The sequence below is a fragment of the Rhodococcus sp. 2G genome, from assembly GCF_001886355.1.
Taxonomy (GTDB): Bacteria; Actinomycetota; Actinomycetes; order Mycobacteriales; family Mycobacteriaceae; genus Rhodococcus; species Rhodococcus pyridinivorans.
On the sequence record NZ_CP018063.1, the window covers coordinates 1,050,841 to 1,076,092 of the forward strand.

Below are 25,252 nucleotides of genomic sequence, written 5' to 3' on the forward strand. Positions count from 1 at the left end.
CCTCCTGTAGTGGGTGTTACTTCCGTTGCCTCTGTTACTTCCGGTCTATTCCTGCTGGTAGGGCTGATCTGCGGTTATCCGAGATCGGTAACAGAAGGAACAGAAGTAACAGGGGTGTAGGTGCCTCGTTTGGGCTTCTCGATACGACCGGCGTCGAACAGCCTGGATAGGTACACCTTGGACGCCGTCATCCCCAGTGCCTTGTCGACCTCGCTGGGGGTCACGCCGGCCGGATGAGCCTCCACGTAGGCCAGCACCTCGGCGCTGCGGTCACCGATGTTCTCGGGCTTCTCGCGGCGCTTCTCGGCCGCCGCGGCTGCGTCGACCAGATCCATGCCGTCGAGAGTCCAGCGGCCGTCATTCATCACGAGGGCGTATTCGGCCTCCATCACGTCGCGACCCGTCACGCTGAGGACTGCCTCATCCGAGTGCCGGCGACGGGCCAGCACGAGGATGAAGTCAGCGGCCCCGGCGATGCCCTGTGTCCCGGACACCGCGTCGATGAAGTCGGTGGATTCGGCCTTGCGGGTGTGGTGCACCACGAGCACAGTCGAGCCGGGCACATCGTCGGCAAGGCTCTTGAGCGCAGATCCGAATTTGTAGTCCGAGATGTACGACTCCTCGCCTGCCGCCTTCGGGGGCTTCATGCGTCCGAGCGTGTCGATCATGACGAGGGGTGCCTCGTCGCGGTTGCGGTCCATCCATGCCGCCACCTGCCCCATTGCGGTGCCGGGTTCGGCCTTGATGATGACCTGGATACCGGCCGGGATCGGGCGGCCCTCCATGAGCTTGCGGAACCGGGATTGCAGGCGGCGGTGTCCGTCCTCGAGCGCCAGGTACAGGACCGGGCGTTGCTTGACGGGGATCTTCCCGAGGGCGTATCCGCCACCTGCGCAGCCGAGTCCGAAGCCTGCAACCATCCACGACTTGCCGGCCTTCGGCGGGGCGACGATGAGTCCGAAACCTTCGGGGACTACGCCCTCGATTGCCCACTGCAACGCAGGGAAGGTCTGGGCATCCAACCAAGCGCCATCGACAATCTGAGAACCGTTGTTGTCGTGGATGATTCCGTTCTCGTCGCGCCAGGTGCGGTTCTCGTCGTCCCCGCCGAAGTCGGTGGTCATGCTGTAGTTCCTCGATTCCTAGTTCTGCGGGGGTGCGATTCGGACGGCGAGGTCTCGGTACCCCCCGCCCTTACGCCAGATATGGCGAGCGACGTCGACGGGGACGATCGCGTTCATGCCCTGCTCGTCGAGCCATTCCGCGGCGGCCGTCGCGGCGTCGATGTCGTGCTCATTCGGGTGCTCGATGCAGCGGTGCGACCACGGATCGGTGCACGAGCAACCGAGGATGTCGGGGCGTCGAGCGAGCCGACGAGACACCGGGCTGCGATGGAATCGCCTGCGACCTGCCACGTTGCCGGCGTCGGCACACTGGCTGCGGCGAACGTACTCACTCATCGCGCACCGCCTTCACAGTGAGCCCCTCGGCGTCGATCTGCTGCTGGTAGACCGTGAGCAGGGCCGTGGCGAGCATGGGGGCGTCGATCAGGGCGAAGTCCGTCTCCCCGACGCCGACCACGTGCTCCCGGTGTCCGCTCGACGACACTCGCGTGCCCGACCAGACCTTCACGTAGCCGACGCCGGTATCGAACTCGAACTCGTGCTCGGCGAAGTTCTCGAGCGTGCTCATCGCTGCACCGCCTGTCGGTCGGTGCCGGACTCGTCGGTGAGGGTGAACGGGATCGGTTCGTCCGGGTCGAGCTCGCGCGCCTCGCGCCGGGTGTCGAGCAGCTCGTCGACGGCGACCGCGATCAGGCCGATGCCGTAGCCGACGACGATGGACGCCACGCACAGCATGGCGAGTGTGAGGATCAGGCTGATAACCTCGTACATCAGAGATCTCCTTAGAGGGTGGGTTTCTTCTCGAGGGCCTGGCGGTGGTGCGCCGGGCCCTCAGTCATTTGCGGCGCCGAACAGCGCCAGGAACGGGATTCGCGGAATCAGCAGACGCCGCCCGATTCGAACGCTCGGGATCGTGCCGTCCTCGATGCCTCGCGAAATCGTGCGGACGTCGACGCCCAGTGCTCGCGCCGCATCCGTCCGGGTGAGTCCGAGAGTGTCCATCGCCGCGATGTCCTCGATGCCGAGAACCGGGGCCGGACTAGTGGCTCCCATCGAATCGAACCTCCGTGTCGGATCGAACATGAGTGCAGGATTTGCGCTCATGTTGGAACTTACACGCTGGTTTGCACCTCTGCAAGCAGGTACTCTGCGATATGTGCAGGAATCAAACATCGACTCTTCGCTGCCCGGCACCTACTCCGCGGACGATCCGGGCGGCGGCACCTACGACCCCGAGACCGGACTTCGCGAGTGGTACTACGCGCCGACGAGCACGCGACTGGGCCAGTGGCTTCGCCTCCGTCGCAAGATGCTCGGCATGTCCCAGCAGGACATTTCCGATGCGCTCACCGCGGCCGGCATGAAGTTCTACGACTCGAGCGTGGCTCGTATCGAGAACGGCAAGCGGAAGGTGACCGTCGACGAGGCGGAAGTGATCGCACGCATCCTCGGCGTCGACATCGCATACATGACATCCCTCGAACCACCGGAGGATCTGAAGGTGTTCGTGGAGCAGGAGAACCAGAAGGTTCTCGGACGAAGGCGCGGCAATGGCAAGGCGTAGCCGACGAGCCGGGAAAGGCTCGATCACGAGCTACGCCACGAAGGCCGGCACACGCTGGCGGTATCAGCTGTGGGTGCCGATCGATCCCGAGCACCCGGACGACGGACTGAGGCAGGCAGGCAAGGGCGGCTACAAGACCGCGGCGGAAGCGGACGACGCGCTGACCAAGGCAAAGAACGAGGCGGCGGCGGGACTACGGTCGGACTCCGCGAAAGCCACTCTCGGCCCCTACGCCCGAACGTGGCTCGACGGCCGGAGGATCGCCAACGCCACCCGAGAGCAGTACACCCGCCACCTGAACCTGCACATCATTCCCCACCTCGGGGACCTGCCCATCCGGTCGATCACGGCCGCGCGGATCGCCAAGTTCTACCGGGACCTCGAGACCGGAGGACTGTCGGCGTCCACCGTTCGGAAGGTGGCCGTGACCCTCGCTCAGATCCTCGACGCCGCGGTGTCGGATCGGCACGTGCTCACCAACCGGGCACGGGACAAGCGAGCCGAACCGCCCACCCGCAAGCACGTGGAGGCAGAGGCCGGCGACTTCGAGGCATGGACTGCCGAACAGCTCGGTGCATTCCTGGCATGGGATCGGGACGTCTACGCCGACGAGCTGCACCCGCTGTGGCACCTGCTCGCGTCCACGGGGATGCGCAGGGGAGAGGCCCTGGCGCTGCGGTGGGTCGATGTCGACCTCACGGAGGGGTCGGTGAACATCCGTCGCGCCCTGGACTCATCGCAGACGGGCAAGGGGAGCGTGAAGGGGACCAAGACCGGGCGCAATCGGGTCGTGGATATCGACGACGGAACGGTCGAGGTGCTGCGGTCACATCGGGCTACGCGGGGGAGTCTGTCCCTCGGTCTGGCACGGGGAGAGGCCCTGGTGTTCGGCAACGACTCCGGAGAGCCTCGCAACGTCCGCTCGGTGTCCAACAGCTGGGGGCACCGCGTTGGCAAGGCACAGGCGAAATTGGGGGCCGATGCGCTGCCCTCGCTGCGGCTGCACGGGCTGCGGCATACCCACGCCTCGCTGCTGCTGGCTGCCGGCGTCCCGGTGAAGGTGGTCTCGGAGAGGCTGGGGCACGCCTCGGTGTCGGTGACGATGGACGTCTACGCCCACGTGATGCCGGGGGCTCAGCGCAGTGCTGCGGAGAGGTTCGCGAGCCTGCTCGGATAGGTCGCTATTGCATGGGCTGTTGCATGGCCCGGATACGAGGAAGCCCCCGACCTGTGTTTCCACTGGTCGGGGGCGTTTCTCTTCGGGGTGAGTGACGGGACTCGAACCCGCGACAGCCAGGATCACAACCTGGTGCTCTACCAACTGAACTACACTCACCATTGCATTCGCCGGCAACCTTTCGGTGGCTTGCGCCTGCGGTACAGATACTAGCCTGACGAAGACGAAAAAGACGAATCGGCTGGTCAGGCCGGTCCCAGGTCCTTCACGACGGCTGCAAGATCGGCCGGAGTGGGGCCGGGAGGCGCCACGAAGGCCGTGCGCCGGTAGTAGCGCAGTTCGCGGATCGACTCCTTGATGTCCGCTAGTGCCCGGTGCGACAGGCCCTTCTCCGGCTGACCGAAGTAGATGCGCGGATACCAGCGCCGGCACAGCTCCTTGATCGAGCTGACGTCCACCATGCGGTAGTGCAGGTAGTTGTCGAGCTCGGGCATGTCGCGGGTGATGAACGCGCGGTCGGTCGCGATGGAGTTGCCGGCCAGCGGCGCCGTGCCCGCCTCGGTGACGTGCTCCCGGATGTACGCGAGGACCTGCTTCTCCGCTTCGGCGAGGCTGACCGTCGAGCGGCGCACCTCTTCGGTGAGGCCGGACCGCTCGTGCATCTGCTGCACGACTTCCGGCATGTCGGCGAGGGCGTCGTCATCGGCGTGGATCACGATGTCCACGCCCTCGCCGAGCACGTTGAGATCACTGTCGGTGACCAGAGCCGCGATCTCGATCAGTTTGTCGCTGCCGAGACGCAGCCCCGTCATCTCACAGTCGATCCATACCAGTTTGTCCTGCACGACAGACAGACTATCCACCGACGCCGCACCCATGAGGCGCGGCGTCGACGGTCCGGTAGGAAACGGGCACCCTCACGCCTTCACGGAGGCCGTGCGCGGCGCCGCCGGACGGGTGGAACGACGTGCCGCCGGGGTGTACTGCCGGTCGAGGGTCCGGCCCACTGTGCTCACTTCCGGGGTGGTGAAGTCGTGCCGAAGGAAGGACTCGGGGGAGTCGTCGAGGATCTCCATCCACGGTGCCGGCAGCGGCGGAGCGACGGTGCCGGTGAGCGTCGAGGGGTAGCTGTTGTTGCGGTAGCCCATGATGTCGCGCTTCTTGTCCTGTTTCCACTGCTTGAACACCTCCCCCTGGCGTTCGACGTGGAACTCGGGGTAGTCGGTGCGGTCGACGAGATCGCGGATGTACGCGGCCTGGAAGTCGATTTCCTCCACCGGCGACGACAGCTTCTCCTCGCGTGCCCGCCAGTGGTCGATGTCCTGCTCGCGGGTGTCGAAGTCGGGCAGGTCGACGCGGCCGAGCATGAAGTCGCGTGCGTACCAGGCTTGGGCGTCGAACATGTTGAACGTGAAGTACTGGTCCTGTGCGCCGAGGTACATCAGCTTCGGGTTGCGCTGGAAGAAGATGCCCTTGTAGATGTCGCGCGGGTAGAGCCGGTTGTCGGTGCGCAGTGCGAGTTCGTCGGGCAGGAACGGGTAGTGGTGTTTGTACCCCGTGCACAGCACGATGGCGTCGACCACGCGGGTGCTGCCGTCACGGAAGTGGGCGACCTTGCCGTCGACATGGGTGAGCAACGGCACCTCGGAGAACTGCTCGGGCCAGTGGTGACCCATCGGTGCGCTGCGGTAGCTGAAGGTGACCTGTTCGGCGCCGTACTTGATGCATTGCGTTCCGATGTCCTCGGCCGAGTAGCTGCTGCCGACGAGCAGCAGTCGCTTGCCGGTGAACTCGCGGGCGTCGCGGAAGTCGTGGGCGTGCAGCACACGTCCCGGGAACCGGTCGAGACCGTCGAAGTGGGGGACCTGCGGGGTGGAGAAGTGTCCGGTGGCGACGACGACGTGGTCGAACTCGTCGGACTCCAGCGCGCCCCGGTCGTGGTTCATCACCGTCACGGTGAATTTCTGCGTCTCGTCGGACCACTCGACCCACCGCACCGCAGTGTTGAACCGGATGTACTTGCGCACGTCGCTCTTCTCGACGCGACCCATGATGTAGTCGAGCAGGACGGCGCGCGGCGGGTACGACGGGATGGGGCGTCCGAAGTGCTCCTCGAAGGAGTAGTCGGCGAACTCGAGGCATTCCTTCGGGCCGTTGGACCACAGGTAGCGGTACATGCTCCCGTGGACGGGCTCACCGTGCTCGTCGAGTCCCGTGCGCCAGGTGTAGTTCCACATTCCTCCCCAGTCGGGCTGCTTCTCGTAGCAGACGATGTCGGGGATCTGCTCCAGACCGGCCTTTCGGGCTGCTTCGAAAGCGCGCAGCTGTGCGAGTCCACTGGGACCTGCTCCGAGAATGGCGATCTTGGGCGTCAATGTGTTTCTCCTGTGTTCGTGGAATATGTCGCGTAGTTCGTTGCTAGCACACGTCGTTGTTTTTGCGAACGATCCTCACGTCGTCGACGGAACGGATTCTCGTAGAGAAAGTGCAGGTCAACGCGGTGTACTAGCTGGGAAACCGTGCCGCTGCGGTTGTGATCGGAATCACTGTAATGCGACAATTCCGGCATCCGATAGGAATGGTTCTTCCGTGGGTTCGACGGCCCGGTACCGTCGCAGTGGGCGAGGTCGAGGCCGGAGGGGGCGAGCATGACCGACAAGCCGGAGATCACCGCCGCGACCATCGCGGCCGGGTACGAGGTGATCGGCGAGGCGCTGGAACTGGGCACCGTCGTGCTCGACGGCGTCGCCGATCCCGACGCGCCGGTGCGCATCCCGCTCGCCACTCTGAATCGTCACGCGCTGGTCGCCGGTGCGACCGGCACGGGCAAGACCAAGACGCTGCAGGTCATGGCCGAACAACTGTCGGCGGCGGGGGTGCCGGTGGTGATGGCCGACGTGAAGTCCGATCTGTCGGGCCTGTCGGCCGCCGGCGAGCCCGACGATGCGGTGCTCAACCGCGCGGGCGACACCGGCGACGAGGACTGGACGCCCACGGGGCACCCTGTGGCCTTCTACTCGCTCGGTACCGACGGGGTCGGTATCCCCGTCCGCGCCACCGTCACCTCGTTCGGGCCGATCCTGCTCTCGAAGGTGCTGGGGCTCAACGCCATTCAGGAGTCCACTCTCGGGTTGATCTTCCACTGGGCCGACCGCAACGGCCTGCCGCTGCTCGATCTCGCCGACCTGCGGCAGGTGATCCGCCACCTGACGAGCGACGAAGGGCGCGGTGCACTCGACGATCTCGGTGCCGTGTCGCCCGCGACCGCCGGCGTCATCCTCCGCGCGGTCGTCAACCTCGAGAACGCGGGTGGGGACGGATTCTTCGGCGAACCCGAACTGGAGGTCGAGGACCTGCTGCGGGTGATCGACGGTCAGGGCACGATCAACCTGTTCGAGTTCGGCGACGAGGCCACTCGACCCGCGCTGTTCTCGACATTCCTGATGTGGTTGCTCGCCGACCTGTTCCAGTCGCTACCGGAGGTCGGCGACGTCGACACACCGCGGCTCGTGTTCTTCTTCGACGAGGCGCATCTGCTCTTCACCGATGCGTCGAAGGCGTTCCTGCAGCAGATCGAACAGACCGTGAAGCTCATCCGGTCCAAGGGCGTCGGTGTGGTCTTCTGTACGCAGTCGCCCACCGATATCTCCCGGAGCGTGCTCTCACAACTGGGAGCGCGGATCCAGCACGCGTTGCGCGCCTTCACCCCCGAGGACGAGGCCGCGCTCGCGAAGGTGGTGCGTACCTTCCCGAAGACCGACGCCTACGATCTCGCCGACGCTCTGACCGGTCTGGCGACCGGGGAGGCGATCGTGACGGTCCTGTCCGAACTGGGCACGCCCACGCCCGTCGCCTTGACGCGTCTGCGACCGCCGCGCTCGCTGATGGGCACAGTGGGGGAGAGCGCGATGCGTGCGTCGGCGCAAGCGAACCCGCTCTACGGGAAGTACGGCCGCACCATCGACCGGGAATCGGCCTACGAGAAGCTCACCGCATCGGTGGTCGGGGCCACCGACATCGAACCGATCCCGGACATGCCGTCGCAGGCGCCGGACGATGCCGGGGCGTCGGTCGTGGAGCAGGTGCTCGGCAGCGCAGCCGTGCGCAGCTTCATCCGCTCGGCGGCGTCCGCAGCCGGCCGGGAGATCGGCCGGAGTCTATTCGGCACAGGACGCCGCCGAAGGCGGTGAAGGAACGATTCGTTGGGCGGTGGCCCGTCAGCTGCCGCCGAGCTTCTTGTAGAACGCGCCGGCGATCGGGGCCGAGATGGACCGCGGCGAGAACTGACCGGCAGCCGACATGGCCTTGCTGATCACACCGGGCACGATGCGCATCCGGTTCGCGGCGAGCGCGTCGAGCGACACCTTCGCGGTGTGTTCGCTCGAGATCCACAGGAAGTCCGGGACCAGCTTGTCGACGATCGACGCCTCGGCCGGGTCGGGTTCCTCGGTGCGCACCGGGCCGGGGGCGAGCAGCGTGACATGCACGCCGGTGCCCTTGAGCTCACCGCGCAGGGACTCGGAGAAGGTGTTGACGAACGCCTTCGTCGCGGCGTAGGTGGCGTTGTTCGGGATCGGCATGTTGCCTGCGGCCGAACCCACCATGAGGATCGCGCCGGAGTTCCGCTCGACCATCTGCGGCAGCACCGCGAGGGTGAGGTCGTGGACGGCGACGGCGTTGAGCTCGACCTGTGCCCGCTCGTAGGCCGCGTCGAGCTCGGCGACCGCGCCGAAGGTGGCGATACCGGCGTTGTTGCACAGGATGCTGATGCGCCTACGTCCGAGTTCGTCGGCGAGTGGTGTCCGTGCGTCGCGGTCCGACAGATCGCAGGCGCGCACCTCGACGGTCACGCCGTGCTTCGCGCGCAGGGTCTCGGCGAGGACCTCCATCACCTCTCCGCGACGGGCGACCAGGATCAGCGAATGGCCGCGGGTGGCGAGTTCGGTTGCGAGGGCCTCGCCGATGCCGGAGGACGCTCCGGTGACGACGGCACGGGCATCGGGATGGGGATTCGGCAGAGTCACAGTGGGTCAGCGTAGCGGCAGGCTCGGGAGCGGCGACCGGGCCCGCCCCGGCCATGGGGCCGAGTCGTTCGGTGCCGCGCGACGGAGTCGTTCCATGCCACCGCAGCTCCGGAAGCCTAGGCTCCGGGGCATGAATGCGTTCACGGACACGGCGAGCGGGGCCGGGGAGGCCACGACACGTCGTCAGGTCGTCTCGTGGGGTCTGTGGGACTGGGGTTCCGCGGCGTTCAACGCCGTGATCCTGACGTTCGTATTCTCCGTCTATCTCACCGACGCGGTCGGCGACGACCTGCCGGGTGGGATCTCGGCGAGCACCTGGCTCGGATGGTCGCTCGGCATCGCCGGGTTCGTCATCGCCGTGACCGCGCCGGTGTCGGGCCAGTGGTTCGACGCAGTCGGGCGACGGAAATGGTCGCTGGGCATCCTCACCGGGGTCACCGTCGCGGCGATGGCGGCGATGTACTTCGTGCGCGACGACTACCACTATCTGTGGCTCGGGCTGGTCCTGCTCGGCGTGGCATCCGTGATGGCCGAGCTCGCGCAGGTCCCGTACAACTCGATGCTGCGCCAGGTGTCGACGCCGGACGACATCGGACGGGTGTCGGGCTTCGGTTGGGCGATGGGCTATTTCGGTGGCATCGTGCTCCTGCTGTTGTGCTACACCGGGTTCATCGCGGGCGACGGCGACACCCGCGGTTTCCTCGGTGTGCCCACCGAGGGCGGCACCAACATCCGGCTCGTCGCGCTGTTCGCGGCCGTGTGGTTCGCGGTGTTCGCTGTGCCCGTGCTGCTCGCCGTCCCGGAGAAGCCGGTCGCGCGTGGCGACGTCGCCCGCCGCGCCGGTTTCGTCGAGTCCTACCGCGTGCTGTGGCGCGACCTGACGGAGTTGTGGCGGGCGGATCGTCGCACCATCTGGTACCTCGGGGCGTCGGCGTTGTTCCGGGACGGTCTCGCCGGCGTCTTCACCTTCGGGGCGGTCCTCGCCGTCACGGTCTACGGGATCGGAGCGGGCGATGTGCTGATCTTCGGTGTCGCCGCGAACGTCGTCTCCGCGGTGGGCGCACTGGTGGCCGGACGCGTCGACGACCGGGTCGGGCCCAAGGCGGTCATCGTGGGCTCGCTGGTCGCGATGATCGCGACCAGCATCGTCCTGCTCGTGGTGTCGGGTCCGACGATGTTCTGGATCTTCGGTCTGGTGCTGTGTCTGTTCGTCGGTCCGGCCCAGTCGTCGGCGCGGACCTTCCTGGCGCGCCTGACCCCGCCGGGACGGGAGGGGCAGATGTTCGGTCTCTACGCGACGACGGGACGTGCGGTGTCGTTTCTGGCACCGACGCTGTTCGGGTTCTTCGTGTGGTGGTTCGGCACCGACCGAGCGGGGATCGTGGGGTTGCTGATCGTGCTCGGCGCGGGCCTGGTGTCGTTGCTCGCCGTGCGGGCTCCCGAGACGCCGGAGCAGGCGTGAACCGGCTCAGTCGGTGATCGTGGCGAGCACCTGGTCGGCGGCGTTGCGGTGCCCGGCCGCGTTCGGATGCAGCGGGATCGATCCGGCGGCCGGCTGCAGGCCGGCCATCCACCGGGTCTCCGGATCGGCGCACACGTCGTGGTCGCGGCTCGAATCGCGCAGATCGACGTAGTCCACGTCCGCGGCCTCGGCCTGCTCGCGCATGACGGTGTTCAACCGGTCGATCTTCTCCTGCAGGTAGGTCGCGTCGTCGGGCCAGATCCGCTGCTCGGGGAAGCACCCGCCGTCGCGGATTCCGGTGGGATAGCCGACGAGCACGATGCGTGCCTCCGGGGAACGCCGGCGGATCTCGTCGATCACCGTGGTGTAGACGGGCGCGAAGGCGTCGATGGCGGCGTCGACACGGTCGGTGCCGTCCGGGGTGTTCGTGATCGCGCACGACGCGCCGTCGGGTGGCGCCGAGAGATTGACGCATCCCAGCGCCAGCTGGACGAGACCGATGTCGTTGCCGCCGATACCCACAGTGACGAGTTCGGTGTCGGGGCGCAGCGCGTCGTACTGCGGTGGCACCGTCGCGCCGCGGAAGGTGGTCTGCGGCATCGCGAAGTCGAGTGAGGTGGCGGCGCCGCACGACGCGTCGACGAAGTCCTCGATACCGAGATCGGTCGCGATGAGGGTGGGGTAGTTGCTCGCCGACCGCCCGCACGGATCGCCGTCGGTCTGCGGCGGGATGCCGGGCCCGGAGGTGAACGAGTCTCCCAGGGCGACGTACGACGCGTAGTCCGCAGCCGGGGGCATGTCCTGCGTGTCGGCGCAGGCGACCGTGCCCACGGTCGTGAACGCGATTGCGGCGCAGGCGATGACCCCCGATCGTCGGAGAAGTCTCGGCATCGTCACAGTGGACCTCGCAATCCGGTGGGTGGATGTTTCCGAGGCTACAGGTGTGCCGGTGACCGGAACGGGCGCCGAACGCCGACCGGTCAGGTCGATCGAATACCGACCGTCCCGCTCATGCCTTGAAGTAGACGATCTGGTGCGAGGTCGCGAGCAGAACGCCGTCGCGACCCCACAGTTGTGCGCTCTGGTCGAAGAAGCCCTGTTCGAACCGATTCGCACGTGCGGTCGCGAGCACGGGGCTGTCGGATTGCGCGGCAACGGTCTCCGGGTCCGCGTGGAAGTAGACGGTCATCGAGACCGTGCCGGCCGGCAGCACCCGACCCAGACGCAGGAATGCCCGGGGGTAGAAGATGTCGCACATCGCGGTGAGCGAGGCGAAGTCGAGCGGGCGCGACGGGACGTCGCGGACCCACAGCGTCGACGTGGAGTCGGCGACCTCCGCGCTGCCCTCCTCGGGAACGACTCCTGCGGTGTACCGCATCTCGTAGTTGCGTGCCCACGCGATGAAGTCGGGCAGCGGTGTCGGCTCGAGCGAGTCGGGTGCCGGGGCGGCCGGCGCCTGCAGTTCGGTCGACGACCAGGTGGGGCGACGGAGACCGAAGACGGCCGTTGCGGTGGTGGCGACCTCGCCGCCCTGCGACAGTTCGATCGACCAGTGCTGGGTGGTCCGGTTCGTGCGCACCGGGCGCACCGCGATGTCGAACGGTCCGTCGGCGATGGGGCCGGCGTAGTTGACCGTCAGGGACAGCGGCATGCCGAGGACGTCCGGGTGTCGTTCGACCGCGCGGAGGAGAGTCGCGGCGGTGATACCGCCGAACGGGCCGACCATGTTCGCGTAGGCGGGGTGCGTGTGCCCTTCGGTGCGATCGTCCCGGACCTCGAACAGGTCGACGGCAGCGTCGAAGACGTGAGTGGTCACCGAGACGTCGGTCATGGCAGGGTCTCCTCGGAAGATGGTGTCGCGCAGGATCGGATCCGTACGACAACATACACAGAGTATGGGGGACAACCACCACTGCCGGAGGAACGGGTGATCGCTGCAGAACGGCGGGACGGACCGCGCGCGGCGATGATCGCCGGCGCGATCGCGCTGATGAGCGAACGAGGTGTCGCGGCCACGTCGTTCCGGGACGTGCTCGAGAACAGCGGGGCGCCGCGCGGCTCGATCTACCACCACTTTCCCGGCGGCCGGAAGCCACGGTCGGTGGACTCTCAGCCGTTCCGTCGCCGCGAGATTGCGTTCGCGATCTCGGCCGGCGCTTCCTCCGGAATCCAGTGCGAGACGTCGGGCAGGACCACGAAGTCGTACTCGGCGTCGACGAATTCGCCGCAGCGTTCGGCGCCGGCGCGGCCGATCGCGATGTCGGCGGTGCTCCAGATGTAGGTCGTCGGGACGCGGACCGGGGGAGTCGAATCGAGATCCCGCGTCATGGCGCGATACCAGTTCAGGGCGGCGGTGAGAGCGCCCGGCGCGGACAGGGCGGAGACGTAGTGGTCGACCGAGTCGTGGTCGACTGCGGAGGTGAACATCGCCCGCAGGCGCCGCGCGTCGTCGGCGAGGAGCAGGGTCTCCGCCTTGCCTTCCTCGCGGAAGAGACCGATGTAGGAGGAGCGTTCGCGCTGGTCGGCGTCCTCCCGCAACGCCCAGCCGTAGGCGGCGAGGTGGGGGACCGAGACCGCGGTCAACGCCGAGACGCGGTCGGGATTGTGGGCGGCGAAGTACCACGCCACAGCGGCGCCCCAGTCGTGTCCGACGAGGTGGACGCGATCGAGCCCGAACTCGTCGAGCAGGCCGAGGACATCACCGGCGAGCGCCGGCACCGCGTAGTGCTCGACGCCGTTCGGCCGGGCACCGGGGGAGTACCCGCGCTGGTCGGGGGCGATCACGCGGAAACCGCGCTCGACGAGCAGGCGCGCCACCGGCGTCCAGCTGCGTGATGTCTCGGGGAAGCCGTGCAGGAGCACGACGGGTGGGCCGTCCCTCGGACCCGCCACGCGCACGTCGAAGGTCAGGTCGTCGTAGGTGGCGGGTTCGGTCGATGCCATGGGAACCACGTTACGGAAGAGGAGTGTCTGCGACAGGATTTCCTGGCCACCTCGACGAACCGGCGTCGCGCCGACCCGTCACCGGTCGTTCGACGTCCGTCGCGGCCGCCACGCCGCCGCGCCCAGCAGGATCAGACGCATCTGTTTCTCCGCGCGCGTGACCACCTCCGATTCCTGCGCACTGCCGGGACGTTCGACGGCGAGCAGGTCGAGGACGAAATCGAGCATCGCGGTGACCAGCAGATCGGCGGCCATCTCGAGATCGTCGAACTCCCAGTCCTCGAGGCCCGGGGAGCGGCCCAGGTCGGCGGCGAGCTCGCTGGTCAGCAGGCGCAGTTCGACGGAGATCGCGGCGGCGACCTCGGGAACGCCGCCGTGGCGTTCGCGTGCAAGGAACCGGAAAGCCGCCTTGTGTGCCCGTACCTGTTGGACCAGCACGTCGAGCGATTGCCGCGCACCTGCCGGACCGGGCGTGCGACGCGCGTCGCGCAGCAGGCGCCGAAGTACCCGCATCGTGTCCGCCGCAAGGGTGACGCCGAGCTCGTCCATGGACGAGAAGTGCCGGTAGAACGCGGTGGGCACGATGCCCGCGTGACGGGCCACCTCCCTCAGACTCAGCCCGCCGAGTCCCCGGTCGGCGGACAGGTCGAGGGCGGCGTCGAGAAGCGCCTGACGTGTGCGTTCCTTGCGTTCGGCGCGTGTGGTCGGCGGAGGTGCGGAAGCGGTGGACACCCCCTGAGTCTAGGCATGACGTTCCCAGCGGTGTCCGTACATCTGTGTCAGCAGTCACATCGGGGTTGACAGGCGGGTGTGTCCGGCTGCCACACTGATTTCAGTGCACATTCGTTCACTGAGCACGCAGAGGTCTACCGAAAGGCGGACAGACATGATCGTGCGCGCCCGTCCGACGCCCGTCCGGCGCTCGGGTTCGTTGCGAAAATTGCTGGTAGAGGCACTTGGAGTGCTGTCCTACCCGCATCACCCGGACCGCTACCTGGAACTCGCCGACCCGCTTCTCGTCACGTCGGCGAACAATGCCCGGATTACAGATGTGGACCGAAGCGCCACCGACTCGCTCACGATCACGGTGCGCCCCGCGCAGCCGTGCCGACCCCTACCCGGGCAGTGCGTGACCGTGTCGGTGCGTGTCGACGGTGTGCGGCATACGCGCTGCTACTCGCCGACGCTCGTCGAAGCGGAGTCGAAGCGCCGGCCCGACCTGCGGTTCACCATCGGCAGGCATCCCGAGGGTACCGTCTCACGCCACCTCCACGACCGAGCGCAGGTCGGAGACGTCATCGAACTCGGTTCTCCCGCAGGCGAGTTCGTGCTGCCGAGCCCACGCCCCCGACGTCTGCTGTTCGTCGCCGCGGGCTCCGGGCTGACTCCCGTGCTGTCGATGCTGTCCGGTCTCGTCGCCGAGGGGTACGACGGGTGCGCGGTGCTGCTCTACTACACCCGTACCCCCGGGCATGTTCCGCGCCGCGCCGAACTCGACGCTCTTGCCGATCGACCCAACATCGAGATCGTCCACGCGCACACCCGCTCCGACGACGGGCTGCTGCAGGGTCGGTTCGACCGCAGCCACCTCGCGGCCGTCGCACCCTGGTACGCCGACACGCCCACCTTCGTGTGTGGTCCGGCGGAGATGGTCGCGGGCATCCGCGAGGTCTACGCCGAACAGGGCGCCGAGACGATGGTGAACACCGAGGAATTCGTCCTCGCACCACCGGTCGTGTCGACGGACGATGCCGGCGGCGAGATCTCCTTCGCCGAATCCGGCGTGGTTGCCCAGAACACCGGGTCGACGCTGCTCGAACAGGCCGAAGCGGCCGGTCTCACGCCCGAACACGGATGCCGCATGGGCATCTGCCACAGCTGCACCGCCGTCCGGCTGTCGGGGTGCACGCGCGACGTGCGTACCGGCGACGTCGATTCGGAACCGGGCCGCCGAATCCAGATCTGTGTCAACGCCCCGGTCGGCGACGTCGCCGTCGAACTCTGAACCGGCCGTCCGGCGACACCACCGAAATCATTGGAGGACATCATGTTCGGATTGTCCCTACCCACCGTTCCCTTCCTGCCCTTCCTGTCCGGCCGCAGCTCTTCGGTCGAGAACGAACCGCTCGTCCTCGACCACGACAGTGTCGAGGAGATCGGCCGCGAACTCGACGCACTGCGGGAGCAGACGCTCGCATCCCTCGGTGACGAGGACCGTGAGTATCTCTACCGGATCATCAGGGCGCAGCGCGGATTCGAGATCGCCGGTCGCGGTCTGCTCTTCGTCGGATTCCTCCCGCCCGCATGGGTCGCCGGTGTCGCGGCGCTGAGCGTGTCGAAGATCCTCGACAACATGGAGATCGGGCACAACGTCATGCACGGTCAATACGACTGGATGCGCGAGCCGTCGCTGAATTCCCGTGTCTTCGAATGGGACACGGTGTGCCCGTCGGACCAGTGGCGGCACTCGCACAACTACGTGCACCACACCTACACCAACATCCTCGGCCAGGACCGCGACATAGGATACGGGATCCTGCGCATGGACCCGGCCCAGAAGTGGCATCCCTACTATCTCGGTAACCCGGTCTACGCGACCGCCCTCATGCTGCTGTTCGAGTGGGGCGTGATGATGCACGACGCGGAGGTCGACCGGATCGTCGCCGGGAAACGCTCGTGGCGCGACGTGATCCCGATCGCGAAAGGCTGGTGGCGCAAGGCGCGCCGTCAGGTGATCAAGGACTACATCGCCTTCCCGCTGCTGAGCGGACCGATGTTCTTCCCGACGCTGCTCGGCAACGCGACCGCCAATCTGGTGCGCAACGTGTGGGCGTACTCGATCATCTTCTGCGGCCACTTCCCGTCCGGCGTGCAGTCCTTCACGGAGGAGGAGACCGCCGAGGAGACCCGTGGTGAGTGGTACGTCCGGCAGATGCTGGGCAGCGCGAACATCACCGGGTCGCCGTTGTTCCACGTCATGTCGGGCAACCTGTCGCACCAGATCGAGCACCACCTGTTCCCCGACCTGCCGGCGCACCGCTATCCGGAGCTCGCGCCGAAGGTCAGGGAACTGTGCGAGAAGCACGGACTTCCGTACAACACCGGTGGCTTCACCGCCCAGGTGACATCGGTGTGGAAGAAGATCTTCACGCTTGCTCTCCCTCCCGGCTGGTTCGCGCCCGAACCCGAGTCGCGGGTGATCATCGAACGTCACCGCTCCACCGATCGCCCGCTCGACGATGCGGGTACCCTCGCGGACGACACGATCGAGGGGGTCGAACATGGTGGGAAGATTCGAGCGTAACAAGGACACGATCCAGGAGGTCACCGAGTCGGCGGCCACCCACGTCGGCGCGATCGCGGGGATCATCACCGGAGCGGTCCGCGACGTCACCCGCGAGATCGGTGAGTTGATCACCGACGCGATCGAGATGCGCGAGGCCGCCCGCGCCGCGCGCGACGACGAGGAACGCGGAGAAGGGCCGGCGACGTCGGATCGTCGCTCGGCCCCTCCCGCGGAGTAGCGGATCGGAAGGGCGGATCGAGTTCCTACCGCGGGCACGCTCGAGGTGGTGCGGGGTGACGAACCCGGCCACCTCGTCGCGCACTGGAGCGCTCTGCACGCACTGTTCTGCGGGGCGACGGCCGAGGCGATCGGCCTCTACCTCCGTGCGGCCCGGGTGCATCGTGCGCACGGCCACCACGCCGCCCACCTGACCTGCCTGTTCCAGCTGGCGATGGCGCAGACCTACGACGGACGACGCGACGACGCCCTGAAGGCGTGTGCTCGTGTCGTCGAGATGGCGGGCCAGCACGGCGAGCGGTGGAACAAGGCCTCTGCGCTGTGGGTCTCGGGGCTCGCCCATTTCCATCTCGGGCGCCTCGGCTCTGCAGTCGACGCGGCGAACGGTGCCCTGGAACGGATCCTCGACACACTCGGCGTGCACTCCCGCACGCAGGTCGTCTCGTGGTTGCACACCCACGAAGCGCCCCGAGTGTGAGCGAGCAGGGCGGCGCTCCGGATCAGGACCGGGCCGAGGCCGACTCCCGGCGTGCCGCGGGTACCTTCGTGATCATCGTGAGCACGACCGATACGAGCGCGATGATGCCGATGGTGGTGTAGGCGAGGGTATAGGCCTTGTCGTCGCCGAGGAGCGTAGACGCGATGATCGGGCCGATGATGCCGCCGATGCTCCACCCGATGAGCATCAGGCCGTAGATGGCGCCGGCGTTGCGGACCCCGAAGAAGTCGCCGGCGGTGGCGGGCATGGTGCCGAATGCGCCGCCGTAGCAGAGATAGATGATCGCGGCCAGGACCGAGAACAGAACCACGCCGGTGGCATGCGGCAGCACGATCAGGCACACGCCCTGCAGCACGAGCAGTGCGGTGAAGGTCTTCATCCGGCCGATATGGTCGGAGATCGCCGCCCACACGATCCGGCCGGCGCCGTTGAAGATCGCGAGCACGCCCACGAGTGCCGCCGCGCCGGAGGTGCTGAAACCGGCGATGTCGGACGCACTCGGCTTCGCCTGCGAGATCAGGGAGATGCCGGCGGTCACGCACAGGGTGAGGATGGCGGTCAGGAGGTACCACTGGGGCGTGCGGAGGGCCTCGTTCTGGGTGTACTCCTTGCCGCGGTCCGCTCCGCTGCCGTCGCGGCCGACGGGGTCGAAGCCCGGCACGGTGTACCCCTCGGGCGGGTTGCGGAAGAGTGCCGCACCGGCCAGCGACATCACGAGGTAGGCGATACCCAAAGGCAGGAAGGCGCTCGTGGGGTCGTCCGGATTCCGGTCGATGAGCCACTGCGCGACCGGCGAGGTGAGCACGGCGCCGAACCCGAAACCGCCCACAGCGAGTCCGGTGATGAGACCGGTCTTGTCGGGGAACCACTTCTGCAGCATGGCGATCGGGACGATGTACGCGAAGCCCAGCCCGAAACCGCTGATGATGCCGTACCCGAGGATGAGCAGCCAGTAGTCCTCGGCTCCGTCGGTGAAGGAGGCGAGGAGGATGCCGAGCGCATAGATGATGCCGCCGATCAACGCGACGACTCGGGGACCTTTCAGATCCTGCAGTCGGCCACCGAGATAGGTGCCGATGAAGATCATGCCGATGGTCACGGTGAACGGCAGTGAGGCCCGGACCGTGCTCAGTTGCCAGGAGTCGGCGCTCTCGAGGGCTCCGCCGAAGACCGACCACGCGTAGACCGCGCCGATCGAGAACTGCAGCAACAGACCCCCGGCCACGAGGAGCCAGCGGAAGCTGCCCGGAGGCTGAGCCGTCGCGGCGTCGCCGTGTGGTTCGCGCGTAGGCTTGCCGGAGTCCATGCGTTCTCCTTCGTCCTGCCCGCGAGCCGGATCTCAGCTGCGGTAACGAACGGGTTCCCCGCGATCGACTCGTTCACGCTGGGGAACGACGGTGTACTTGGGATCCTTCGCCGACGCGATGCCGGCCTCGTAGACGCCGAGTCGCGTGCACAGCGAACCGGCCATGAGAGCGGCACCGGACACTGCCGATACCACGCGATTGCGGCGGCCGGCGAGTGCGCCGAGCGCACCGGCCACCGTCAATGCCTTGCTGGCCCTCATCAGTCGCCCGGGGCGGCCCTGGTGGAGCGTCTCGGCCGACAGGCCCATCGACTTCTCCATCTGCTGCTCGGTCGCGAGTTCGACGAGCGCACCGCCGACGGCGAAGGCGCGTGCCGGCCCGGCCTCGGCGACCGGCGCACCCAGCAGTCCGAGACCACCCGATGCGGCCGCTGCCGACCCACAGAACACGAAGGGGATTTCCTTGAAGGCGGAGTGCCAGGCTGGGGTTGCGGTGTCGGACAACAGGACTCCGGTATAGGCGGCGACCGGCGGTGCCGTCAGTGCACCCACGATCCCGGCGGGCCGGCCGAGGGCGAGCAGCAGGCGCACCGGCCCGCGCTTCCACCGGGCGGGGAGCATCGCGGCGATCTCCGCGACCGCCGCGACGCCCGCGAACGGACCGTGCAGCGACAGGATCCACGTACCGACCGACATCGGGGAGGTCGGTTTGGCGACTCGCAGCATGTTGAGGAAGCGGCTCGGTTTGCCGAGATCGTGAACCAGCGCACCGACACTGACGAGCAGCGATGTGAGCGAACCGAATCGGGCGACGCGACGCAGGGCGGGCCGCCCCGTGAGATCGGCACCCGCGGCGAGCAGCGAGCTGCCCGCGGCCACGCCGCCGGTGAACAGATAGATCGCGATGTCGTGTTCCCACGGGGCCGGCTTCACGATCTGGCGTCCGTAATAGGACTCGAAGTCGGCCTCCGGCACCATCACCCGGTCGCCGCCGCGACCACCTCCGGACCGGCGGGGGTTGCCCGGGCTGCCGCCGTGCTGCACCTGGGTCATCAGCGCCTCCTCAGGAACGACGCGGCGGCGCCCGCCAGCATCGCGACCGCTGCCACTGCGGCGCGGGTCCACATCTCCGGCAGATCCTTGGTCGTCACCACCGGATCCGGCGGCAGGCCGTAGACCTCCGGTTCGTCGAGGAGCAGGAAGAAGGCGCCGGTCCCGCCGACCCCGTCCTCGGGATCGTTGCCGTAGAGTCGTGCCTCGCTCACGCCGCGCTCGTGCAGGGCGGCCAGTCGTTCCTCGGCGCGAGCGCGCAGTTCCTCGACGTCGCCGTACTGGATCGACTCCGTGGGGCACGCCTGCGCGCAGGACGGGGTCTGGCCGTCGGTGAGCCGGTCGTAACAGAGCGTGCACTTCTGGGCGATACCGACCTTCGGGTCGCCCTCTGGACCCTTGCGACGGTCGATGACGCCGTACGGGCACGCAGCGACGCAGTATCCGCAGCCGTTGCAGATGTCGTCCTGCACGACCACCGTGCCGAACTCGCTGCGGAACAGCGACCCGGTCGGGCACACGTCGAGGCACGCCGCGTGGGTGCAGTGCTTGCACACGTCCGAGGACATCAACCACCGGAAGTCCGGCTTCTCCTCCTCCGGAAGCTCCGTCGGGGTCGCGCCGACGGTCGGCATCCCCAGCGAGACCGGCGGTTTCGACTCCGCAGGGCGCTCGATGAAGGCGACGTGCCGCCACTGATTGGCGTTGAGCGAATGACTGTTGTCGTACGAGGTGCCGAGCATCGCGAAGGCGTTCTCGGGGACGTCGTTCCACTCCTTGCAGGCCACCTCGCAGGCCTTGCACCCGATGCACACACTGGTGTCGGTGAAGAAGCCCTTGCGAGCCGGCGGATCCTCGTACCCGGCATCGGGTGCCGGGTCGATCGGTCCGAAGAAGCTGTTGGGACCCGTCACTCGTCCTCCTCCGGGGCACGTGGGTCGTCCGAGGCCTCCGGGGCACGTGGGTCGTCCGAGGCCTCCGGGGCACGTGGGTCGTCCGAGGCCGTATCGCCGTCCAGGACCGTCACGATGGGTGGGTACACGTGATCGGTTACCCCGGCCCGCCGCGCATATCCCTCGACGTACTCCCGCAGTGCCGCTCCGGACGGTCGGCGTCCTGCCCGGACGTCGCACGTACCGACCTTGGTCTCCTGGATGAGCACGTTGGGGTCCAACGTGATTCCGAACAGATCGTTGGTCGAGTCGCCGGTCACCATGCCGCCGCTGCCCCAGTGATAGGGCATCCACACCTGGTGGACGGTCCGTCCCTCCACCTTCAGCGGACGCAACCGCTCGGTCACCAGGACCCGGCCCTCGATCGCAGAGCGGGCGGTGACGACGTGGCACCAGCCCATGTGCTCGAGTCCGCGTTCGGCCGCCAGGGCGGGGGAGACCTCCACGAACATCTCCGGTTGCAGTTCGGCGAGATGTTCGAGATAGCGGCTCATGCCGCCGGCGGTGTGGTGCTCGGTGAGACGACTCGTCGTGAACACGAAGGGGAACACGTCGCTGTGTTCTTCCGGCGGTGAGGGGTTCATCGGATTGTCGTCACGCCGGTACTCCATGCGCGTCGGGTTGGCCTGCTGCGCGTAGAGCGGATTGCGGAACGGCGACTCCACCGGTTCGTAGTGCGTCGGCATCGGACCGTCGACGAGCCCCTGGGGGGCGTAGAGGGCACCCTTGCCGTCGCCCTGCATGATGAACGGATCGATCCCTTCGAGCGCCTCGACACCGTCGGCGCCGTCGGGGGAGCGGTAGCTCGGCGGCTTCGTCTTCTCGAAGTCCGGCACGTCCGCACCCGTCCACTGCTGTGCGTCCTCGTCCCACCACACGTAGGCCTTGCGTTCGCTCCACGGCCTGCCCTCGGGGTCGGCGGATGCCCGGTTGTACAGGATGCGGCGGTTCATCGGCCACGCCCAGCCCCACTCGGGAGCCACGAACGACTGCTCGTGCCGGGACTTACGCCGGTTGGCCTGGTTGACGCCGTCGGCGTAGACCCCGGTGTAGATCCAGCAGCCACCGAGGGTGGAGCCGTCGTTCTTCATCTCGGTGAACGACGACAGTGGCAGACGGGTCGCGACGTCGTAGCCGTTGATCTCCATGAGCACTGCGTCGGCACTCGGCTCGTCGTACTCGCCGTGCACGGGGTAGTCCCATGCCAGGTCGAGCAGCGGACGGTCGCGCTCGTCGGTCGACTCGGCCAGACGCTCCCGCATCATGCGGCCGAGGTGGTAGAAGAACCACAGTTCCGAGCGGCAGTCCTCGGGCGGCTCTACGGCCTTCTCCCGCCACTGCAGCATCCGCTGGGTCTGCGTGAAGGTGCCTTCCTTCTCGGCGTAGGAGGCCGCCGGGAAGAGGAACACCTCGGTGGCGCACTCCTCGGTCACGATCTCACCGGTCTCGATCTCCGGGGAGTCCTTCCAGAAGTTGGCGCTCTCGATCTCGAACAGGTCGCGCACCACGAGCCAGTCGAGGTTCGCCATCCCGAGCCGCTGCGCGCGCCCGTGGGCTGAGCCGACGGCCGGGTTCTGCCCGAGGAGGAAGTAGCCCTTGACCTTTCCATCGATCATGTCGAGCACCGAACGGTAGGTGCCGTGGTCGCCGGTGATCTTCGGCATGTAGTCGAAGCAGTAGTCGTTGTCGGCGGTCGCCGCGTCGCCCCAGTATGCCTTGAGCAGGTTCACCGCGTAGGCGTCGGCCTTCGACCAGAAACCCTTGCTGCCCGGGTTGCGCACGCTGTCGACCCAGTCCGTGAACGAGTGGTGCTTGTTCGCGTCGGGCATCGGCAGGTAGCCGGGCAACAGGTTGAACAGCGTCGGGATGTCGGTCGAGCCCTGGATGCTGGCATGACCGCGCAGCGCCATGATGCCTCCGCCGGGGCGGCCCATGTTGCCGAGCAGCAGCTGCAGGATCGCGCCGGTGCGGATGTACTGCACACCGACACTGTGCTGGGTCCAGCCCACGCTGTAGACGAGCGCCGTCGTCCGCTCCCGACCGGAGTTCTCGGTCCACGCGCGGCAGACGTCGAGGAAGTCCTCCTGCGAGACGCCGCACACCTGCTCGACCACCTCGGGGGTGTAGCGGGCGAAGTGCCGCTTGAGCACCTGGTAGACGCACCGCGGGTGCTGTAGGGTCTCGTCGCGCCTCGGGTGGCTCGCCGTCTGCATGCCGTGCGACTCGTTCTGCAGGCCCGCGGCCGTGTCCCGATGCTCGGCGTGCTCGTCGGAGCCGTTGTCCTGCGACTTGTGCAGGTCGCCGGATTCGTCCTCCACGTCGTACTGCCAGCTCGTCGGATCGTAGGTCCGCTTCTCGGGGTCGAAGCCCGAGAAGAGCCCGTCGAGATCGTCGGTGTCCTCGAACTTGTCGCTGACGAGCACCGCGGCGTTCGTGTAGTTGACGACGTACTCGCGGAAGTCCAGCCCGTTGCTCAGGATGTAGTTGACGATGCCGCCGAGGAAGGCGATGTCGCTGCCGACCCGGATCGGGACGTGCTTGTCCGCCACCGCGCTGGTACGGGTAAAGCGCGGGTCGATGTGGATGACGCGGGCACCGCGTTTCTGGGCCTCCACGACCCACTGGAAGCCAACCGGGTGGGCTTCGGCCATGTTGGAACCCTGGATGATGATGCAGTCAGCGTTGGCCAGGTCGGCTGTGTAGCCGGTGGCGCCGCCGCGCCCGAAGCTGGTCCCCAGACCGGGGACGGTGGCGGAGTGTCATATGCGGGCCTGGTTCTCGATCTGGACCGCCCCCATCGCTGTGAACAGCTTCTTGATGAGGTAGTTCTCCTCGTTGTCCAGCGTGGCACCGCCGAGGCTGGCGATGCCCATCGTGCGCCGGACACGGTGGCCCTTGTCGTCGAATTCCTGCCAGGTCTCGCGGCGGGTCTTCAGCACGCGGTCGACGACCATCTCCATGGCCGTGTCGAGATCGAGGTCTTCCCATTCGGTGCCGTAGGGCCGGCGGTAGCGGACCCGGGTCTCGCGTAGCTCGCTGGTGACGAGGTTCTTGCTCGCCGAGCCCTTGGGGCACAGGCGCCCGCGGTTCACGGGGCTGTCGGAATCGCCTTCGATCTGGACGACCTTTTCGTCCTTGACGAAGATCTTCTGTCCGCATCCGACAGCGCAGTAGGGGCACACGCTGCGGGCGACACGATCGGCGGTGGAGGTGCGCGGTTCGATCTCCTCGGTACGACGGGACCGTGCGGCCTTGCCGCGTCCGAGCAGGTCCTTACCGAGGAACTGGCGCAGGACGGGCCAGGGGAGGGACGTGTCTTTCTCCGCCATCGGTGCTCCTTTCCTGCGCTCTCGTTCCGAAGCTACCGTCTGCCCGCGCTTCGTGCCGGTCAATCCGGATTCCGTGCAGGTGTGTCGGCATGTCCGTCGGTCGTCGGGGTCAGCGCACCCGGATCGCGTGTTCGCCCGCGGGGACCACCTCCCCGATGACCGGATGGCCGGGGAGCTCCCCGACGACCAGGAGACCGCCGGACGTCTGAGCGTCGGCGAGCAGGAGTAGTTCGTCGTCGTCCACCTCGGAGTCGACCTGCTCGCGGACCCAATCGAGATTGCGACGGCTCCCGCCGGGCACGAATCCCTCCGCGAGCGACTCGCGCGCTCCCGCGACGTACGGCACGGCCGCGGAGTCGATCACGGCGGTCGTGCCGCTGGCCCGCATCATCTTCATCAGATGGCCGAGCAGACCGAAACCGGTGACGTCGGTGGCGGCGCGGACACCGGCCTCGTGCGCAAGTTGTGCCGCCTCGCGGTTGAGTGTCGTCATCACCGCGACCGCTTCCTCGAAACGCTCGCCGGTGGCCTTGTGACGGTTGTTCAGGATGCCGAGACCGAGCGGCTTGGTGAGAGTCAGCGGCAGGCCGGGCGTGGCAGCGTCGTTGCGCAGCAGGCGATCCGGATCGCCCAGACCGGTGACCGCCAGTCCGTACTTCGGCTCCCGGTCGTCGATGCTGTGCCCGCCGGCGAGATGGGCACCCGCCTCGGCGCACGCGTCGGCGCCGCCGCGCATGACTTCGGCGGCGAGTTCGAACGGGATGAGCTCGCGCGGCCAGCCCAGGAGGTTGACCGCGATGATCGGCGTGCCACCCATCGCGTAGACGTCGGACATGGCGTTGGTGGCGGCGATCCGTCCCCAGTCGTAGGCGTCGTCGACTACCGGGGTGAAGAAGTCGGCCGTCACGATGACGGCCCGGCCGCTCCCGTCGGGCGCCGGATCGATCCGGACCGCGGCTCCGTCGTCGCCGTTCTCCACACCCACCAACAGTTCGCCGGAGGCCCGTCCACCCTGCAGACCGCCGAGCACCCGCTCGAGTTCACGCGGCGGAACCTTGCATGCGCACCCGCCGCCGGCGGCGTACTGGGTGAGTCGGATGGCGCCCTCGGGAAAGTCGACGTGTGCGGTCATGAACCCAAACATACGGGCGAGTCGTAACCGAGGGCCCGACTTCGGTTAGGGTGAGCGCGGAGGTGGTTCTCGTCTGGTGACGGTCGCGGTCTTCAAAACCGTTGTGGCCCAGTATCTGGGCTGGGCGGGTTCGATTCCCGTCCGCCTCCGCCAAAAGTTTTCGTCG

25 protein-coding genes and 2 tRNA genes are annotated in these 25,252 nt (G+C 67.5%); 9 read left to right on the forward strand and 18 right to left on the reverse strand.

Features of this window, described 5'->3' with window-relative positions; all coding sequences use genetic code 11:
- Positions 1-74: 74 nt before the first annotated feature.
- From BO226_RS04920 to BO226_RS04940, 5 genes are read right to left on the reverse strand one after another with little or no spacing between them, the layout of a single operon-like run.
- A complete protein-coding gene (locus BO226_RS04920; protein ID WP_071934734.1) occupies positions 75-1,124 on the reverse strand; it encodes an AAA family ATPase in 1,050 nt (349 codons plus the stop codon).
- Positions 1,125-1,142: 18 nt separating this feature from the next.
- On the reverse strand, positions 1,143-1,460 hold the full coding sequence (locus tag BO226_RS04925) for a hypothetical protein (RefSeq protein WP_083543581.1): 318 nt from the start codon (positions 1,458-1,460) through the stop codon (positions 1,143-1,145).
- The gene (locus tag BO226_RS04930) at positions 1,453-1,692 is read right to left on the reverse strand and encodes a hypothetical protein (protein WP_071934735.1); all 240 of its coding nucleotides are present in this window, start codon (positions 1,690-1,692) and stop codon (positions 1,453-1,455) included. The genes BO226_RS04925 and BO226_RS04930 overlap by 8 nt, the downstream gene beginning before the upstream one ends.
- Positions 1,689-1,895, reverse strand: coding sequence for a hypothetical protein (locus BO226_RS04935; protein ID WP_071934736.1), 207 nt, complete (start codon positions 1,893-1,895; stop codon positions 1,689-1,691). The genes BO226_RS04930 and BO226_RS04935 overlap by 4 nt, the downstream gene beginning before the upstream one ends.
- A 60-nt stretch (positions 1,896-1,955) precedes the next feature.
- Positions 1,956-2,177: a helix-turn-helix domain-containing protein gene (locus tag BO226_RS04940; RefSeq protein ID WP_198040608.1), complete on the reverse strand. Its 222-nt coding sequence runs from the start codon at positions 2,175-2,177 to the stop codon at positions 1,956-1,958.
- A 103-nt stretch (positions 2,178-2,280) separates the two neighbouring features.
- Between BO226_RS04940 and BO226_RS27605 the strand changes: the two genes are divergently transcribed.
- Both BO226_RS27605 and BO226_RS04950 read left to right on the forward strand, forming a co-directional pair.
- The gene (locus BO226_RS27605; protein ID WP_198040609.1) at positions 2,281-2,688 is read left to right on the forward strand and encodes a helix-turn-helix domain-containing protein; all 408 of its coding nucleotides are present in this window, start codon (positions 2,281-2,283) and stop codon (positions 2,686-2,688) included.
- Positions 2,675-3,865, forward strand: a complete 1,191-nt coding sequence (locus BO226_RS04950) for a tyrosine-type recombinase/integrase (protein ID WP_083543583.1) — start codon at positions 2,675-2,677, stop codon at positions 3,863-3,865. The genes BO226_RS27605 and BO226_RS04950 overlap by 14 nt, the downstream gene beginning before the upstream one ends.
- 86 nt (positions 3,866-3,951) lie before the next feature.
- Here the strand turns inward: BO226_RS04950 and BO226_RS04955 are convergent.
- The 3 genes from BO226_RS04955 to BO226_RS04965 all read right to left on the reverse strand — a co-directional run bounded on the left by BO226_RS04955 (position 3,952) and on the right by BO226_RS04965 (position 6,240).
- Positions 3,952-4,024: transfer RNA gene (locus BO226_RS04955), tRNA-His, on the reverse strand.
- An 86-nt stretch (positions 4,025-4,110) separates the two neighbouring features.
- Positions 4,111-4,710, reverse strand: coding sequence for an oligoribonuclease (gene orn, locus BO226_RS04960; RefSeq protein ID WP_024100533.1), 600 nt, complete (start codon positions 4,708-4,710; stop codon positions 4,111-4,113).
- 72 nt (positions 4,711-4,782) lie between these two features.
- A complete protein-coding gene (locus BO226_RS04965; RefSeq protein ID WP_071934739.1) occupies positions 4,783-6,240 on the reverse strand; it encodes a flavin-containing monooxygenase in 1,458 nt (485 codons plus the stop codon).
- Between the two features lie 273 nt (positions 6,241-6,513).
- Here BO226_RS04965 and BO226_RS04970 point away from each other — a divergent pair, with 273 nt between their 5' ends.
- A complete protein-coding gene (locus tag BO226_RS04970; protein WP_071934740.1) occupies positions 6,514-8,055 on the forward strand; it encodes a helicase HerA-like domain-containing protein in 1,542 nt (513 codons plus the stop codon).
- Between the two features lie 27 nt (positions 8,056-8,082).
- On the opposite strand, the gene cmrA is transcribed toward BO226_RS04970, so the two are convergent.
- The gene (gene cmrA, locus BO226_RS04975; RefSeq protein WP_006554373.1) at positions 8,083-8,889 is read right to left on the reverse strand and encodes a mycolate reductase; all 807 of its coding nucleotides are present in this window, start codon (positions 8,887-8,889) and stop codon (positions 8,083-8,085) included.
- A gap of 130 nt (positions 8,890-9,019) precedes the next feature.
- On the opposite strand from cmrA, the gene BO226_RS04980 reads away from it, so the two are divergent.
- Positions 9,020-10,351, forward strand: coding sequence for an MFS transporter (locus tag BO226_RS04980; protein ID WP_071934741.1), 1,332 nt, complete (start codon positions 9,020-9,022; stop codon positions 10,349-10,351).
- A gap of 6 nt (positions 10,352-10,357) precedes the next feature.
- Here the strand turns inward: BO226_RS04980 and BO226_RS04985 are convergent, their stop codons facing one another.
- From BO226_RS04985 to BO226_RS05005, 4 genes are all read right to left on the reverse strand, one after another.
- Complete coding sequence (locus BO226_RS04985) at positions 10,358-11,248, reverse strand: SGNH/GDSL hydrolase family protein (protein ID WP_071934742.1); 891 nt, start codon at positions 11,246-11,248, stop codon at positions 10,358-10,360.
- A gap of 112 nt (positions 11,249-11,360) precedes the next feature.
- Positions 11,361-12,182 carry an acyl-CoA thioesterase gene (locus BO226_RS04990; protein ID WP_071934743.1) on the reverse strand — a complete coding sequence of 274 codons (822 nt, stop codon included), beginning with the start codon at positions 12,180-12,182 and terminating at the stop codon, positions 11,361-11,363.
- Positions 12,183-12,460: 278 nt separating this feature from the next.
- A complete protein-coding gene (locus BO226_RS05000; protein ID WP_024100537.1) occupies positions 12,461-13,294 on the reverse strand; it encodes an alpha/beta fold hydrolase in 834 nt (277 codons plus the stop codon).
- 78 nt (positions 13,295-13,372) lie between these two features.
- The gene (locus BO226_RS05005) at positions 13,373-14,026 is read right to left on the reverse strand and encodes a TetR family transcriptional regulator (RefSeq protein WP_006554379.1); all 654 of its coding nucleotides are present in this window, start codon (positions 14,024-14,026) and stop codon (positions 13,373-13,375) included.
- Positions 14,027-14,180: 154 nt separating this feature from the next.
- Between BO226_RS05005 and BO226_RS05010 the strand changes: the two genes are divergently transcribed.
- Genes BO226_RS05010 through BO226_RS05025 form a run of 4 tightly spaced genes read left to right on the forward strand, consistent with a single transcriptional unit; the run spans position 14,181 to position 17,295 of the window.
- Positions 14,181-15,299 (forward strand): ferredoxin reductase, encoded by a 1,119-nt coding sequence (locus tag BO226_RS05010; protein WP_071934744.1) that lies wholly within the window; start codon positions 14,181-14,183, stop codon positions 15,297-15,299.
- Positions 15,300-15,341: 42 nt separating this feature from the next.
- Positions 15,342-16,598 carry a fatty acid desaturase family protein gene (locus BO226_RS05015; protein WP_064256418.1) on the forward strand — a complete coding sequence of 419 codons (1,257 nt, stop codon included), beginning with the start codon at positions 15,342-15,344 and terminating at the stop codon, positions 16,596-16,598.
- A complete protein-coding gene (locus tag BO226_RS05020; RefSeq protein ID WP_006554382.1) occupies positions 16,576-16,818 on the forward strand; it encodes a hypothetical protein in 243 nt (80 codons plus the stop codon). Before BO226_RS05015 ends, BO226_RS05020 begins: the two co-directional genes overlap by 23 nt.
- A 48-nt stretch (positions 16,819-16,866) precedes the next feature.
- A complete protein-coding gene (locus BO226_RS05025) occupies positions 16,867-17,295 on the forward strand; it encodes a hypothetical protein (protein WP_198040610.1) in 429 nt (142 codons plus the stop codon).
- Between the two features lie 22 nt (positions 17,296-17,317).
- Here the strand turns inward: BO226_RS05025 and BO226_RS05030 are convergent, their stop codons facing one another.
- The 5 genes from BO226_RS05030 to selD form a co-directional block, all read right to left on the reverse strand.
- The gene (locus tag BO226_RS05030) at positions 17,318-18,622 is read right to left on the reverse strand and encodes an L-lactate MFS transporter (protein ID WP_006554384.1); all 1,305 of its coding nucleotides are present in this window, start codon (positions 18,620-18,622) and stop codon (positions 17,318-17,320) included.
- Positions 18,623-18,655: 33 nt separating this feature from the next.
- Positions 18,656-19,675, reverse strand: coding sequence for an NrfD/PsrC family molybdoenzyme membrane anchor subunit (nrfD, locus tag BO226_RS05035; protein WP_064256404.1), 1,020 nt, complete (start codon positions 19,673-19,675; stop codon positions 18,656-18,658).
- Positions 19,675-20,586, reverse strand: coding sequence for a 4Fe-4S dicluster domain-containing protein (locus tag BO226_RS05040; protein WP_024100544.1), 912 nt, complete (start codon positions 20,584-20,586; stop codon positions 19,675-19,677). Before BO226_RS05040 ends, nrfD begins: the two co-directional genes overlap by 1 nt.
- Positions 20,583-23,954 (reverse strand): formate dehydrogenase, encoded by a 3,372-nt coding sequence (fdh, locus tag BO226_RS05045; RefSeq protein ID WP_232238060.1) that lies wholly within the window; start codon positions 23,952-23,954, stop codon positions 20,583-20,585. Before fdh ends, BO226_RS05040 begins: the two co-directional genes overlap by 4 nt.
- Before the next feature lie 109 nt (positions 23,955-24,063).
- Positions 24,064-25,086, reverse strand: coding sequence for a selenide, water dikinase SelD (selD, locus tag BO226_RS05055; RefSeq protein WP_071934747.1), 1,023 nt, complete (start codon positions 25,084-25,086; stop codon positions 24,064-24,066).
- A 58-nt stretch (positions 25,087-25,144) separates the two neighbouring features.
- Between selD and BO226_RS05060 the strand changes: the two genes are divergently transcribed.
- A tRNA-Sec gene (locus BO226_RS05060) sits at positions 25,145-25,239 on the forward strand.
- Positions 25,240-25,252 lie beyond the last annotated feature (13 nt).